Raw genomic sequence first — 13,766 nt, 5'->3', positions numbered from 1 at the left:
CCCCACCACCCCCCGTCTGCCCCTGCCGTACCGTCGGCAGGGGCAAGCTGCTGACCGGCGGCACCGCTCAGCGCCCCGGTACCCCGCACCATCGCACGTAAAGGACATCGAATTGCCCCGCGCACACATCGAACTCGACAAGCAGGCCGTCATCGCCCCCGTCCGGCGCCGCACCTTCGGCTCGTTCGTCGAGCACCTCGGCCGCTGCGTGTACACCGGGCTCTACGAGCCGGAGCATCCGAGCGCCAACGCCGACGGATTCCGCATGGACGTCGTCGAACTCGTCAGGGAGCTCGGCAGTACGACCATCCGTTACCCGGGCGGCAACTTCGTCTCCGGCTTCCGCTGGGAGGACTCGGTCGGCCCGCGCGAGAAGCGTCCGGTGCGCCGCGACCTCGCCTGGCACTCGCTGGAGTCGAACCAGGTCGGCCTCGACGAGTTCGCCAAGTGGCTGAAGCTCACCGACTCCGAGCTGATGCTGGCGGTCAACATCGCCACCCGGGGCATCCTGCCCGCTCTGGACCTGCTGGAGTACGCCAACCACCCCTCCGGCACGGCGCTGTCGGACATGCGCATCGCCAACGGCACGCCGGACCCGCACAACGTGCGCATGTGGTGCCTCGGCAACGAGATGGACGGGCCCTGGCAGACCGGCTTCATGACGGCGGACGACTACGGCAAGATCGCCGCCCGCACCGCCGCCGCGATGAAGATGGCCGACAAGGACCTGGAGCTCGTCGTCTGCGGCTCCTCCGGGTCGGGCATGCCGACCTTCGGCGACTGGGAGCGCACGGTCCTGGAGCACAGCTACGACCATGTCGACTACGTCTCCTGCCACGCGTACTACCAGGAGTACGACGGCGACCTCGGCTCCTTCCTCGCCTCGGCGATCGACATGGACTTCTTCATCGACACCGTCGTCGCGACCGCCGACCACGTGGGCTACAAGAAGCGCTCCAACAAGAAGATCAACATCTCCTTCGACGAGTGGAACGTCTGGTACCTCAAGGAGCACCAGGAGTCGCAGGAGGTCAACGACGAGTGGCGCTACGCCCCACGGCAGCTCGAGGACAAGTACTCGGTGGCGGACGCCGTCGTGGTCGGCAACCTGCTGATGACGCTCCTCAAGCGCAGCGACCGCGTCACCTCGGCATCGCTCGCGCAGCTGGTGAACGTGATCGCGCCGATCATGACCGAGCCCGGCGGCCCGGCCTGGCGGCAGACGACCTTCTACCCGTTCTCGATCACGAGCCGACTCGCCTCCGGCGAGGTGATCCGGCCCGTGATCGAGGCGCCGACGTACCTGACGGCGCGCCACGGCGAGGCATCCGTCATCGATGCCGTCGCGACCGTCGACGAGGACCGTGCCGCAGTCTTCCTCGTCAACCGTGACCTGGAGGAGGCCGCGCAGGTCACGATCGACGTGCGCAGCCTCGGCTCGTCGCGCATCGCCGAGGCGGTCACGCTGGCCGACTCCGACGCGTACGCGAAGAACACGCTCGCCGAGCAGGACCGGGTGACCCCGTCCGCGAACGCGAGCGCGACACTCGCTGACGGTCTGCTCACCATCGAGCTGCCGCCGGTGTCGTGGACGGCGATCGCCCTCCGCTGAGTGACGGCAGGGAGCAGATCCGGCGCCGCGCGGGGAGTCCTGTCGCGGCGCCGGATCACGTTCCGGAGCTCACGGGGAGCCTCCGCAGGCTCGCCGGCCGCCCCGACCGCGGGAAGTTGCGGAGGCCCGGTTCCGGTCTCTGGTCGAGCCGGTGGGAGGCGGTGCGGGCCCCGGCGCCGTCGCAGCACTGCCGCCGCGGGCGGGCGGTGGAACGACTCAGCGGGCCCGCCGAACCCGGCAAGCCCGCTGGTCGCCCGTGTCGGTGCGACGGCAGGGGAATGGGAGGCCCCCGGCCCCGGCGTCAGGCAGAGGCCGCCGGGGTGTAGTGGAACCAGTCGAATGCGACGGTCCCCTCGGTCGAGTACATCCCGATGACCCGGCCGGTGAAGCCGGTGGCGACCTCGGTGGAGAGGTAACGCCCCTCCAGCTCGGCGAGCGGCTCCGCCCCCGGGGCGTCGGGATCGCCGACCCAGAAGGCGATCGTGTCGGGGCCGATGGGCTCGATGACGGCGTATTCGGGGGACGGGGACACGACGTCGGTGGTGCGGATCGTCACGGTGAGGGTGAGCGGGCCGGGAGGCACCGGGCGGCGGGCCACGGTCTGGCGCAGCGGGCCGATGCGCGCGACGACACTGACTTCTCCGTCACCGGCCTCCAGGTCGTAGTGGTGGGCCTCGTCCATGCGCACGCTCAGGCCGCCCCGCCCGGTGCCGGGGTCGAGCAGGGCCGCGGCACGGCAGTCGTGGTGCTGCTGGCGGCGGCCCACAAAGGTGTGGCCGGGGCGGTCGAGGGTGGGGCCGGTGGCGTTGAGGGTGAGCCAGCCGGCGCGCTCGGTCAGCGACCAGGAGCCGTCGGGGCGGTTGTAGGGCGAGATCCAGTGGGGGGCGAGCGTGGGCGCTTCGAAGTCGTCGCGGGCGGGCAGCGCGGGGACGGGGTGCCAGGCGCCGCCCGGTGCGGGGTGGCGCTCGGGGACGGGCGCCACCACGGGCCAGCCGTTCTCGTCCCACTCGACGGGGGTGAGGAAGGTCTCGCGGCCGAGGACGTGGAAGTTGGGCGTGTAGCCGCGGGGCCGGGTGCCGAGCAGCACCATCCACCAGGTGCCGTCGGGCGCCGTGACCAGGTCGGCATGGCCGGTGCTCTGGATGGGCCGGTCGGTTCCGCTGTGGGACAGCACGGGGTTGGCGGGGGCGCTCTCCCAGGGACCGCGAGGCGAGCGTGCGCGGGCGATGGACACGGCATGGCCGCGTTCGGTGCCGCCCTCGGCGATCAGCAGGTACCACCAGTCGCCGATGCGGTACAGGTGGGGGGCCTCGGGCCACTTGAGGCCGGTGCCCGACCAGGTGGGGAAGGGCCCCTCCAGCACCTCGCCCTTGACCGGGTCGATCCGGGCCATCTGGACGCCGGGCACGGTGAAGGTGCACCAGCAGGTGCCGTCCTCCTCCCAGGCCAGGTCGGGGTCGATGCCGGGCAGGTCGATCCACACCGGGTCCGACCAGGGGCCCTCGGGCCGCTCGGCGGTCACGATGAAGTTGCCGCCGCTGCTGACGTTGGTGTTGATCACCCAGAAGAGGCCGTCGTGGTGGCGGATCGTGGGGGCGTAGAGACCGCGGGAGGCCATGGCGCCGGGCACCGGCAGCGGCAGTTGTCCGGGGCGGTCCAGCACGTTGCCGATCTGCTGCCAGTGCACCAGGTCCTTGCTGTGGAAGATCGGCAGTCCGGGGAAGTACTCGAAGCTGGAGCACACCAGGTAGTAGTCGTCACCGACCCGGCAGACGCTGGGATCGGGGTGGAACCCGCTGATCACGGGGTTGTCGTACGTCCGCACAGGGCGTGATCCCTTCGGGATGCCGGGGTTTGCCGGGGTCTGTGGTCAGGAGAGGTGGTACGTCGCAGGCGTGCGCGGCGGTGGGGCGCCGGTCGCGGGGGTGAGCCCGGGTGTCAGCCGGGCCGTCGCGTGTCACTCCCGGGGCAGCGCGCATGCGTTTCAGTCCGTCGCCGGGGCCGGCCGACCCGGCCTGTCCGTGCGTCAGGACCACACCTCACCTCGGGCCGAGGCGCACTCCACTTCGTCGGCACACATGGAGCAGGCCCCGGGTCGGTTGATTCAGAAATATTTCCGATCGTTACTGCCGGGAACCTAAGGGTGCCGGCTGAAAGCGTCAAGCCGGGGACGGGGCCGCCCTGTCGACGCCCTCGGCTGCGGGTGGGCCGGTGACGAGGCTCAATGCCCTGTTAGGGGGCCGTGGTCGGCGTCTGCCGGAGCCTCCGGGAGCCATCGGCGGTCCCGAGGAGCACGACCGGCGTTCTCGCACGTGCCCGGTGGTGCGGTGACCACATCAGGGTTGGTGCGGAGCCGCACAGCGTCTCCGGGAGGGCGCCTGTGCATGGACTCCGGGGCGGCGGCCGTCGGCCACCGGGTGGGTGCGTCGGCGCTGGGCGGCCGGAAGCGGTCCCACTCGTCGTGCTGTCTTGACGGCCCCTGGAGATCACCGTAAGTTTTCGGCCGGAGACCCGAACAGCGTACGAAATGTCGAACAGTCATCTGTGTGCCGAACCCGCCCCACCCACGGAGTTCTCATGCCCGTTCGACGCTGGTACGAGGCCCTGGCCGCTACGGCGCTCTGCTCCGCCGGACTGACCACCACCGCGACCGTTGCCGACGCCCCCGACGGAGACAGGCCCCCGGGCCCGGCCGCTCTCCCGTCCAGCTTCGCGTGGACCTCCAGCGGCCCGCTGAGAGCGGCAGAACGGCAGGGCGGCCGGAGCCCCTGAGGGCTCCGGCCGCCCTGCCGGACGGTCCGCCATCCAACCGGTGTGGTCAGCCTGCGCTGCAGGTGGCGCCGTTGAAGGTGAAGCCGCTCGGTGCGGCCGCGTTGCCGGTGTGCGTGGCCTGGAAGCCGATCGTCGTGGACTGCCCTGGCGCGAGCGCGCCGTTGTAGCTCACATTGGTCGCGGTCACCTGGCCGCTGGTGGGTGAGTAGGTGGCGTTCCATCCACTGGTGATGGTCTGTCCACCGGGGAGGGCGAACGCCAGCGACCATCCGTTCACCGCCGAGTTGCCGGTGTTGGTGATGGTGAACGAGAGCGACTTGGAGCTGCCGATCGGGACGGACCCGAAGTCGAGGGAGTCGCTGGAGAACTCCAGGTGTCCCTGGCCGGTGATGCCGGTGCCGTTGACCGGGACGCTCAGGCTGTGCGCGGCGCCGCCGCTGCTGGAGGTGATCACCAGGGCGTCGCTGTCCGCCGTGCTGCCGGTGGGCGTATAGGTCACGGAGGCCACGAAGGATCCGCCGGCGGGCAGCACCGTGCCCGCGGCCGGGATACCGGAGGCGGCGAACGGGCCGGAGGGCGGCGTGACCGAGTCGATCGTCTCCGCAGCGGTGCCGGTGTTGGTGATCTGCAGGTTCAGCGTCGAGGAACTGCCGGTGGGGATCTCTCCGAACCTCATCGCGTCGGGTGCCGGCCCGAGTCCGGGCTTGGTGCCGACGCCGTGGAGCGCGAACACCAGGCGTTGACCGTCCGAGAGGTTGGCGGTCAGTGTGCCGTTGACACCCCCGGTCGTCGTGGGCGTGAAGGTGACCGGCACGTCCAGCGTGGCGTCCGCCGCCAGGGCCGTGGGCTGCCCGGCCGTGGGCACGCTGAGGGGAGCGACCGAGAACCCGCCCGACGCCGATAGGCCGGTGATGTCGACGTCCTGTGTTGCTGTCAGTGTCATGTCGGCCGAGCCGCTGCTGCCCACGGCGACCTGGCCGAAGTCCAGGGGGGCCGCGGTCAGGGCGGTCCTGGCCGGGCTGCCGAAGCCGTACAGCACTCCGTCCCTGGTGCCGACGTACACCTTGCCGCCGCTGGCGGCCGGAGTGCTGAACTTGGTCGCCGTGCCGATCGGCGCCGACCAGAGGAGCTGCAGCAGACCGCGGCTGTCGGGGACGGGGCTGTAGGCGCGCAGCGTGCCGTTTGCCCCCGAGGCATGATCGGCCGAGACCATCCACACCAGGGCGCTGGAGTCGTCCCTGCCGTTGGAGGTCACCATGGGCGAACCGCTGGTGTAGCCGAACGAGTCCTGACTCTGGCCGGTGAGCGTGAGCGCGGGAGTCCCGCCGCTGCTCACGCCGTATCTGAGCGCCCGCAGCGGACCGTAGTTGCCCACCAGGTAGACGTAGCCGCCGTCGCCGCCCCAGAACGCCGGATGGCCCCACAGCCCCTGGTACGGGCCGGTCACGCCCACCGCGGCGTCGCCGCCCGAGGCTCCCTGGCCCATGCCGCCCAGGTTGTCGCGGTCGAGCAGGAACACCCGGCCGTCCTTGCCCTGCTGGACCAGCAGGTGCGGATGCTCACCGGTGCCGAAGCCGTCCGGCAGTGCCATCGGTGCGCCCGAGGAGATGTCCTGGTCGTTGAGGTCCAGGGTGGCGGCGTCGCCGGGACTGAAGAAGTCGGCTGTACTCAGGCTCTTGTCCGCGTTGACCTGAAGGCGGACCACGGACTCGGCCAGGGTGCCCTGGACGGTCTTGCCGGGCCCCGGGGCCGGGCTGATGCCGTTCCCGGTGCTGAAGAAGATCCTGCCGTCGCCGTCGGAGACCAGGCCGCCGCCGGACTGCCAGATGCCGGCCCCGCTGACGCTGGCACCGGTCTCCGTGGCCCACATGGAGGTGATGCTGTGCTCGGTGGTGCTCACCCCGACCACATAGCCGCGGTACGGCCGTGCGTCGCAGTGGCCGCCGAAGCCCGCGTAGACGACACCGCCCATCAGCAGGAGCCCAGGGCGCTGCTGCTCGTAGTAGGGGTCGAAGCTGACGCTCGGGTCGTTGGCGGCCCGGCCGGCGATGGTGACCGGCCACCCGGGGAGCTCGGTCCCGGAGGCCGGGTCCACCGCGTGCATCAGCCAGTTCGGGTGGCGGTGTGTGGAGGTGCCGTCATCGACCTTGGTGGTGAAGTAGACGGTGTGAGTCGTGGAGTCGTAGACGGGGGTCGCGGTGGCCCCGAGGGTGGGCGTCAGGTCGCCGCAGCCGATCGCCGAGGCAGGCCAGGCCGGCCCGTAGTTCCGGCTCCATTCGATCGCCCCGGTGGTTCGGTCGAGGCCGTAGGCGGTGTTGCTCTCGGTGACGGCGATGACCTGGTCGCCGACGACCAGCGGCTGGGCGTAGATCTGCCCCTCCAACCGGGTGGCGAAGAGCCGGCCGAACCCGGAGGACTGGACGACCGCCGGGGAGAGCCCGGATTCGTTCGGGTCCCAGTTGGTGCGCAGATTGTCGACCCCCTGGGTGTTCTGATCGGCCCGGGCTGATGGCGTCACCAGGCTGATGACCGTGCCGATCAGCGCGGCGGCGGCAACGGCGACGACGGCCGTGAGCCGCTCGCGCCGCCCGTCGCGGTGGCGCCCGCGACGCGACGGTATGGACAACCCTGCCACGCCGGACCTCCTCTGGGGTTCGCGCCCGGGGCGGTCACAGGCACGGGACAATATGTGAAGTCGAGGTGAATGTTCATACCATTGACTGGTCGGACCCTGTGCCACCTCGGCGCCCTTCGTTCCCCGATCGTCATCACGGGCCCAGGCGGGTGATGCACCATGGACGCTGTGCATGTGAGGGTGGCGGACCGTCAGCTCGGTGCAGGAGCGACGACTCCCGGGACCACACCTCGCCATCGGCGAGCACCCTTCCGCTGATCGGATGGAGCCATCGGCCCACTCGCCGTCCCCGCCGCACATCTCGCGATCGTGGTCACGGCCCGGCTCCGCGCACCTGCGCCTCACTGATGCTCGCCGAGGGCGTCGCCGTACGGACCATCACCCAACTGGGCCTACGGTTGCACCAGAAGTGACTCCAGGCGGTCGACCGTATGCGCGGTTTCTTCCAGCGGCGTCGCCCAGAGACTCACCGCCCGATCATGCTCGGAGCCTCGCTGATCCGCCGATCGAGGTAGTTGCGGGTGGGGGTGTCCCGGCGCAGGCGGGCCAGGACGATTGTGCAGAGGGCGGAGTTGGCTTGGCGGTCTCCGTCGCGGTTGAGTCTGCGGCGCTGGGTCTTGCCGGACGATGCCTCCACCGGGCTGACGCCGCGGACTGCGGCGAAGGATGCCTCACTGCCCATCCGGTCCGGGTTGTCGCCGACCGCTGTCAGCAACGAAGCAGCGGTGTCCGGGCCAACGCCGTACCGATTCAACAGCCTTGGCACGCAGGCAGTGATCGCAGTGGTGATCCGAGCGGCGAGATCGTTGACCTTCTCAAGCTCTCCTCCGGCAATTGGTCCTGACCGTGTCTGCCGAGACCGGATGGCCCTGCCTGGTCAGTTCGGCGGCCAGGCTGTTCTTGGCCGAGCGCAACGGTGATGACGATGAGGAAGGGGAAAGGAACGCAGGACCTCGAACGCAGCCAATGAGAAGGCATTGCCGAAGAAGTCAACGGCTGTGAGCGGCCCCCACCAGTCTCCCCGCCTGCCCGCAGGCGGTGCGCGGCTTGCGCCCGCTCGCGGGCCAGGTCAAGGCCAGGCCGGACCGCGCCGTGCGCCTCGGGCCGTTCGGGCGGGTGAGCGCCCTGCGGCCTGTCGTGCGACCACAGAGCACCCGCTACGTCGGGAGTGGCTCGTTGGAATGCGCCGAGCCCGAACGCTGTCAGGCGGAGTCTGTGGGCTCGGCGCCGAGTCTGGTTGCGGGCAGGTGGCGGGTGAAGGCACAGCTCGCCAGGGTGATGCCGCCGGCGGCGAGGATGGCGGCCCTGAGACTGCCGAGCTGGGCCTCGGCATACTGCTCCACCAGGGCGTCGGCCTCCGCTGCGGGGACGCCGGCCTGCTCGGCCGCGGCGCGTACCCGGTCGGTGCTCACAAAGCTCACACCCGCCTCCATGGCCACGCCGGTCTGCTGCCTCACCGCGCTCGAAATCCGCGGGTCGCCGGTGATCCGGTGGGTGAAAACGGCGACCAGGGCGCCGATCAGGAGGGAGCCGATGAGCGCGGTGCCCAGCGAGGAGCCCAGGTTCTGGGCCGTGTACTGCAGGCCGCCCACCTCGCTGCGGGCCTCCTCACCGACACTGGACTGCACCACGTTGCCCAGTTGGGAGGCCAGCAGTCCCATGCCGATCCCCAGGAGCGCCATGGCCCCGGCGAAGGACAGGTCGTCGATCCGCGGCCGGATGGTGGCCAGCAGCCACACGATGGCGGCCAGCAGCACCAGGAGCCCGCACCGCACCACCGCCCGCGGGGAGGCGAGCCGGCCGAGCAGGGGGCCGGACATGGAGGCCACCAGCATGGTGGCCGACACCGGCAGCAGCCGCAGGCCGGTCTGGAAGGCGTCGAAGCCCTGCACGACCTGCAGGTAGAGCGGGATGGTGAAGAACAGGCCGAGGAGGATGAGGTTCTGGTTCAGCAGGACGGCCAGACCTGAGCGCAGGCCCGGCACCGCGAACAGGGTGAGGCGGACCAACGGGTCGCGGCCGCTTGCCTCCCTGTGCCGCTCCCAGGATGTGAAGGCGTAGAGGACTGCGGCACCCGCGGCGATCGCGAACAGGGTCGGGGCGAAGCCGAGCACGGTGAAGGGGGCGTTGCGCGGGCGCACCCATCCCCAGGTGCCGCTCTGCAGCACTCCGAGCACCACCAGGGCCAGGCCGGCCACCGACAGCGCCGCCCCAAGGACGTCGAGCCGCACGCGCGGCCCCGGGCCGGGCGGTTCCTCGACCCAGCGCAGCAGGCACAGGATCGCCGCCACCAGGACCACCTCCGCGGCGAAGACCAGCCGCCAGGTCAGGTACGTGGTCACCCAGCCGCCGACCAGCGGGCCCACCGCGATGCCCGCTCCCGCCAGTCCGCCGATGACGCCGTAGGCGACGGCGCGGTCGCGGCCCCGATAGGCGCCGGCGACCAGTGCGGCGAGGGCAGGCAGTACCAGCGCGGCGCCGAGCCCCTCGATGACCGACCAGCCCAGCGTGAGCACCCAGAGCGCGGGTGCGACGGCGGTCAGGGCGGATCCGGTGCCGTACACGGCGAGCCCGACGCCGAACATACGGCGGCGGCCGGCCAGGTCCCCCAGCTTGCCGCCGGTGATCATGAAGGCGGCCATGACCAGGGTGTAGAGGGTGATGACGCCCTGGATGGCGGTGACGCTGGTGTCGAAGTCCTCCACCAGCCGACTGATCGAAACGTTCATCACTGAGGTGTCGAGCACCATCAGGAACTGGGCCGTCCCCAGGATGACCAGGGCCCGCCACCGCCTCACCGCACACCGCCCTCGTTTGCGCTCCGGCAGCCACGGAAGGGGATGCGGCGGGAGGCCGTCCCCGAGGCCGGTGCGAACCATGGCATACGCCCACCCCACCTGCAGTCCGGACGGTCTGCAACACGGCCGGGCAGGCGGGTGACGCCGGGCAGTGGGCTGCGAGGCCCGGGGCGTGCCGCCGTCCGCGGACCACGCTGGATCGAGCGGGCCCGGCGGTGGGGCGGCGACGCTCGACGGGATGGCCCTGTCCCGGCAGGTCCGGCGGACGTCCGATCCGCTCGGCCGTGAGGCAGATGAGGCAGCCCGCCGACGGGCCTACCGTGGGAGGTGAACCGGCGCCCGCTGCGGTCGGCGCGGGCCCCCGTCCCGGCACGGTGGTGAGAGCGATGTGCAGATGGCTGGCCTACTCGGGTTCCGCGATCCACCTGGAGGAGGTGCTGTACCGGCCCGCCCACTCGCTGATCGACCAGAGCCGTCACGCTCGGCTCGGGGTCGAGACGACCAACGGCGACGGCTTCGGCGTGGGCTGGTACGAGGACGACGGAGCCGGTGCGCAGCGCAACTCCGAGCCGGCGGTCTTCCGCGGCATCGGGCCGGCGTGGAGCGATGCCAATCTGCGGGAGCTGGCGCGGTGCGTCCGCTCGCCCCTGTTCTTCGCCCACATCCGGGCGTCCACCGGTACCGAGGTCCAGCAGACCAACTGTCATCCGTTCCGCCACGGCCGCTGGCTGTGGATGCACAACGGGGCGATCCACGGCTTCGCGGAGCTCAGGCGCGACCTGGTGCTGGCGGTGGATCCCCCGCTCTACCGCTGTATCCGGGGCTCCACCGACTCGGAGCTCATGTTCTACCTGGCGCTCACCTTGGGACTGCAGGAGGAGCCCCCGCGCGCCGTCGCGCGGATGATCGGGCTGGTGGAGGACGTCGCCCGGTGCCACGGTGTGCCCGACCCGCTGCAGATGACCGTCGCCGCCTCGGACGGGGTGCGCCTGTGGGGTTTCCGGTACTCCACCGCACGTGCCTCGCGTTCGCTCTTCTACAGCACGGACGTCACGACTCTCCGCGCCCTCTACCCGGACAACGAGGCTCTGCGGCAGCTCTCGGACGAGACACGCATCGTGGTCTCCGAACCACTGGGCGACCTGCCCGGCGCCTGGAGGGCGGTACCGGATTCCTGCTATGGCGTGATCCAGGCCGGCCGGGACGTGATGCACCCCCTCGAGCCCGTGATGCCCTGAACCCGCCCCGGCCCCGGGGGACGGTCGGCCGCTACCCGCGGGCGGTGCGGCAGGCGGTGGCGGCCAGCCGCCGCACCCAGTGCCAGTCCAGGGCCGGCTTGGCCCGGGGCAGCGCCGAGCATCCCACCAAGGACGGGCGGACCGTCCGCTTCGCGAACGACCCCCGGACCGCAATCCCACCTACGGGCCAACCCTGGAAAGGCAGCAGGGTCCTGTACATGATGCACCCCTCCGACCCGATCGTCTGGTGGAGCCCGCGCCTGATCCTCCGCGAGCCGGACTGGATCAGCCAGCCGCCCGGGAAGGACGTGCTCCGCGGCATGGTGCGGATCCCGTTCGTCACCTTCTGGCAGGTCACCGCCGACCTGCCGTTCTCGACCGGCGTCCCCGGTGGCCACGGCCACACGTACACGACCGAGTACGTGGACGGCTGGCACGCCGTCCTGCAGCCGCCCGGCATCTCCGCGCAGGACCTGGATGCACCACGCCCCACTACCCCGGCGCGTCTCCTTTGGGCGGCGCCGGGCCTCGGTGCGTTGTCCGGTTCCCGGGCTGCGGCGGCGGGACGGCTGAGCCGCCTCGACTCGCAAGGGTCGTCCCCTCAGCGGACCACGACGGTGACCGTCCAGGGCTTGCCGGTTGTGGTTGCGCTGGTGAGTTCGGCGGTGCCCGGTGCCCTGCCGACGAAGATCCCGGGCGTCACCCCCAACGGCGCGGTGAGCACACCGGTGCTGGTGGGGGCGAGCACCTGGGGGTCGGAGGTGCGGATCTGGCCCCAGCGGGCGGACTGCGCCGGGCTGCCGCCGGGGGCGCTGAGGAAGATGTCGATCTGCTTGCCGACGGGTAGGCAGTAGGCGCCGGAGTCCGTCTGGCTGAGCGAGCCCCAGGCGTGCGGCAGGGCCGCCGGGCGGGGCTGGTGGCAGCGGGGGGCCTGCGGGGTACTGGGGGCGGCGGACGGCGTGGCTGCCGTGGCGGCAGCGCACCCGCCGGTGAGCAGGGCGGTGGCGGCGAGCACGGCGGCAATACGGCCCGGTGGCATCGGCTTCCTTCTTTGGGGTGCGCTGCCGCCGCGGTCACCCGGCGGGAGCCGGTCGACCGCGGCGGCGGGGAGCGGTCAGTGCTGGTTGGTCGCGCTCACGTAGGAGTTGACGCAGCCTCCGCTGCCGCTGTTGAAGTTGTTGCTCCACAGGGACTGCACGGCGTAGTTGCTGCCGTTGAGGCTGACGACGGTGGATGCGCCCTGGCCGCTGGAGATCCAGGCGCACTTGTCGCCGTTCTCGTAGCCGGTCGAGTCCAACCAGCCGGTGCTGGCGGTCGGGTCGGTGAGCGTCTCGGCGTACTCGTGGCCGCCGACGATGGTCACGCCCTCGGTGGCGCTGCTGACCCCGGTGCTGCCGGTGGCCACGAAGCCGGCGCCGCAACTGCTGCCTGCGTCGGTGATGTAGGGGAAGTTGGTGTACGGCAGCGGGGCGCCGCTGCTGGTGGTGGTCTGATCGTGCCAGGCACAGTACTGGGTCTTGAATCCGCTGGGGGTCGAGCCGTGGGGCACGTCCACGATGATCTGGACGTTGTCGCCGGACACGCCGAAGTGCGAAGCAGCCTTCACGGCCTCGGCCGCTATCTGACTGTCGGAGGGACGGGTGGGCGCCGAGGCCGAGCTGTCCAGCCAGGTGCCGCCGACCGGGTTGGAGGCGGGGTGCCCGACCGGGGTCCCGGCGCCGTTGCACTGGGTGGTGCCGGTCGCCACGCCCTGGCAGTACTGGGTGGTGGAGGTGGACCAGGTGTCGCCGCTGCCGTACATGTGCTGGAAGAAGGAGAGCTGCAGCGCAGCCTCTCCCGACGGGTCGGTGGTGACGGTGGATCCGGTCCCCCACTGGGTGCCCCAGTAGACGATGTAGACCTTGGGGCTGGTGACCATGGCGCCGCCGCCGTACCTGAGGTTCGCGGTGCTCGCGGCCGCCTTGGCTGCGGTGTGCGCCGCATGCTTGGCGTGGCTGACGGTCTCGGGGGGCTGCGCGCCGGCGGGGGCGGCGGCGAACAGGGCGGTGGAGGTGAGTACCGCCGCGGTGGCGGCGGCACGGCCAAGGGTGAGGAAGCGCTGCAAGGGTGTGCCCTTCGAAGTGGTGTGGTCGGGGCTTATTGCAGGTGCATGTCACGTACGGGCATGGCGGAGTTGCCGTCAGGCCCGGAGAGGAACTGTCGCCGCCGTGAGCGGCGCCCGTCGTGCCGAGCAGTATTGGATCGCTGGCCGAGTACAGTCAACCATTGAGCGAGGAGCCCCGAACCTCCCGGCCGCACCGCATCTGCGCAGGCCAGGAACCTCATGGTCGCGATAGCGTCAAGAAGCGAGATGAACTCGACAAAGACCGGGGAGACATGGGATGAATTTCTGGCACGTTTACCCCGGCCCCATGATGAGCCATTCCCCGGCATTCCATCTGATGATCACCGCTGGTGGCAGCCCTGCGGTACGCGCAGCCCGACGATCCGCCATGTCTACAAGTTTGTAGACGGAACACCGTCGGTCACAGGTTCGGCGCGCCCGCCGCACCGGCAGGTCATCACGGTATCCACACGTCGGAGCCTTGATCCGGACGGCAGCACACGCGGACCATTGATGCGTCTTCGTCCCCGCTCCATCGATGCGTCGCCCAGTCGCGGGTTCTCGTCGCGGCCACTCACAGATCAGCGTCCACGGCCGCCCCCCACCC

At 71.0% G+C, this 13,766-nt stretch carries 8 protein-coding genes and 1 pseudogene; 3 read left to right on the top strand and 6 right to left on the bottom strand.

Features of this window, described 5'->3' with window-relative positions:
• Positions 1-112: 112 nt before the first annotated feature.
• Positions 113-1,612, top strand: a complete 1,500-nt coding sequence (arfA, locus tag AOK09_RS22265; protein WP_055589000.1) for an arabinosylfuranosidase ArfA — start codon at positions 113-115, stop codon at positions 1,610-1,612.
• Between the two features lie 301 nt (positions 1,613-1,913).
• On the opposite strand, the gene AOK09_RS22260 is transcribed toward arfA, so the two are convergent.
• From AOK09_RS22260 to AOK09_RS22245, 4 genes are all read right to left on the bottom strand, one after another.
• The gene (locus AOK09_RS22260) at positions 1,914-3,437 is read right to left on the bottom strand and encodes a glycoside hydrolase family 43 protein (RefSeq protein ID WP_055588999.1); all 1,524 of its coding nucleotides are present in this window, start codon (positions 3,435-3,437) and stop codon (positions 1,914-1,916) included.
• 993 nt (positions 3,438-4,430) lie between these two features.
• Positions 4,431-7,019, bottom strand: a complete 2,589-nt coding sequence (locus tag AOK09_RS22255; protein ID WP_175609331.1) for a choice-of-anchor D domain-containing protein — start codon at positions 7,017-7,019, stop codon at positions 4,431-4,433.
• A 466-nt stretch (positions 7,020-7,485) separates the two neighbouring features.
• Entirely contained in the window at positions 7,486-7,785 is a 300-nt protein-coding gene (locus AOK09_RS22250; protein WP_265736739.1) for an IS110 family transposase, read from the bottom strand.
• A gap of 436 nt (positions 7,786-8,221) precedes the next feature.
• Positions 8,222-9,817, bottom strand: coding sequence for an MFS transporter (locus tag AOK09_RS22245; RefSeq protein ID WP_055588997.1), 1,596 nt, complete (start codon positions 9,815-9,817; stop codon positions 8,222-8,224).
• Positions 9,818-10,203: 386 nt separating this feature from the next.
• On the opposite strand from AOK09_RS22245, the gene AOK09_RS22240 reads away from it, so the two are divergent.
• Both AOK09_RS22240 and AOK09_RS42400 read left to right on the top strand, forming a co-directional pair.
• A complete protein-coding gene (locus tag AOK09_RS22240) occupies positions 10,204-11,055 on the top strand; it encodes a class II glutamine amidotransferase (protein WP_055588996.1) in 852 nt (283 codons plus the stop codon).
• A gap of 44 nt (positions 11,056-11,099) precedes the next feature.
• Positions 11,100-11,522, top strand: a pseudogene (locus AOK09_RS42400) (alpha/beta-hydrolase family protein); the annotation flags it as partial.
• A 134-nt stretch (positions 11,523-11,656) separates the two neighbouring features.
• Here AOK09_RS42400 and AOK09_RS42395 read toward each other — a convergent pair.
• Positions 11,657-12,094 carry a hypothetical protein gene (locus tag AOK09_RS42395; RefSeq protein WP_157875990.1) on the bottom strand — a complete coding sequence of 146 codons (438 nt, stop codon included), beginning with the start codon at positions 12,092-12,094 and terminating at the stop codon, positions 11,657-11,659.
• 75 nt (positions 12,095-12,169) lie between these two features.
• On the bottom strand, positions 12,170-13,159 hold the full coding sequence (locus AOK09_RS22225; RefSeq protein WP_055588993.1) for a hypothetical protein: 990 nt from the start codon (positions 13,157-13,159) through the stop codon (positions 12,170-12,172).
• Between the last annotated feature and the right edge of the window lie 607 nt (positions 13,160-13,766).

It is taken from the genome of Peterkaempfera griseoplana (assembly GCF_001418575.1).
Lineage (GTDB): Bacteria > Actinomycetota > Actinomycetes > Streptomycetales > Streptomycetaceae > Peterkaempfera > Peterkaempfera griseoplana.
This window is presented reverse-complemented; position numbering and strand designations above follow the sequence as displayed.

Excerpts from the sequence above, each read along its gene's own strand:
- AOK09_RS22240 (WP_055588996.1), top strand. The coding sequence starts at position 10,204 with ATGTGCAGATGGCTGGCCTACTCGGGTTCCGCGATCCACCTGGAGGAG.
- AOK09_RS42395 (WP_157875990.1), bottom strand. The coding sequence starts at position 12,094 with ATGCCACCGGGCCGTATTGCCGCCGTGCTCGCCGCCACCGCCCTGCTC.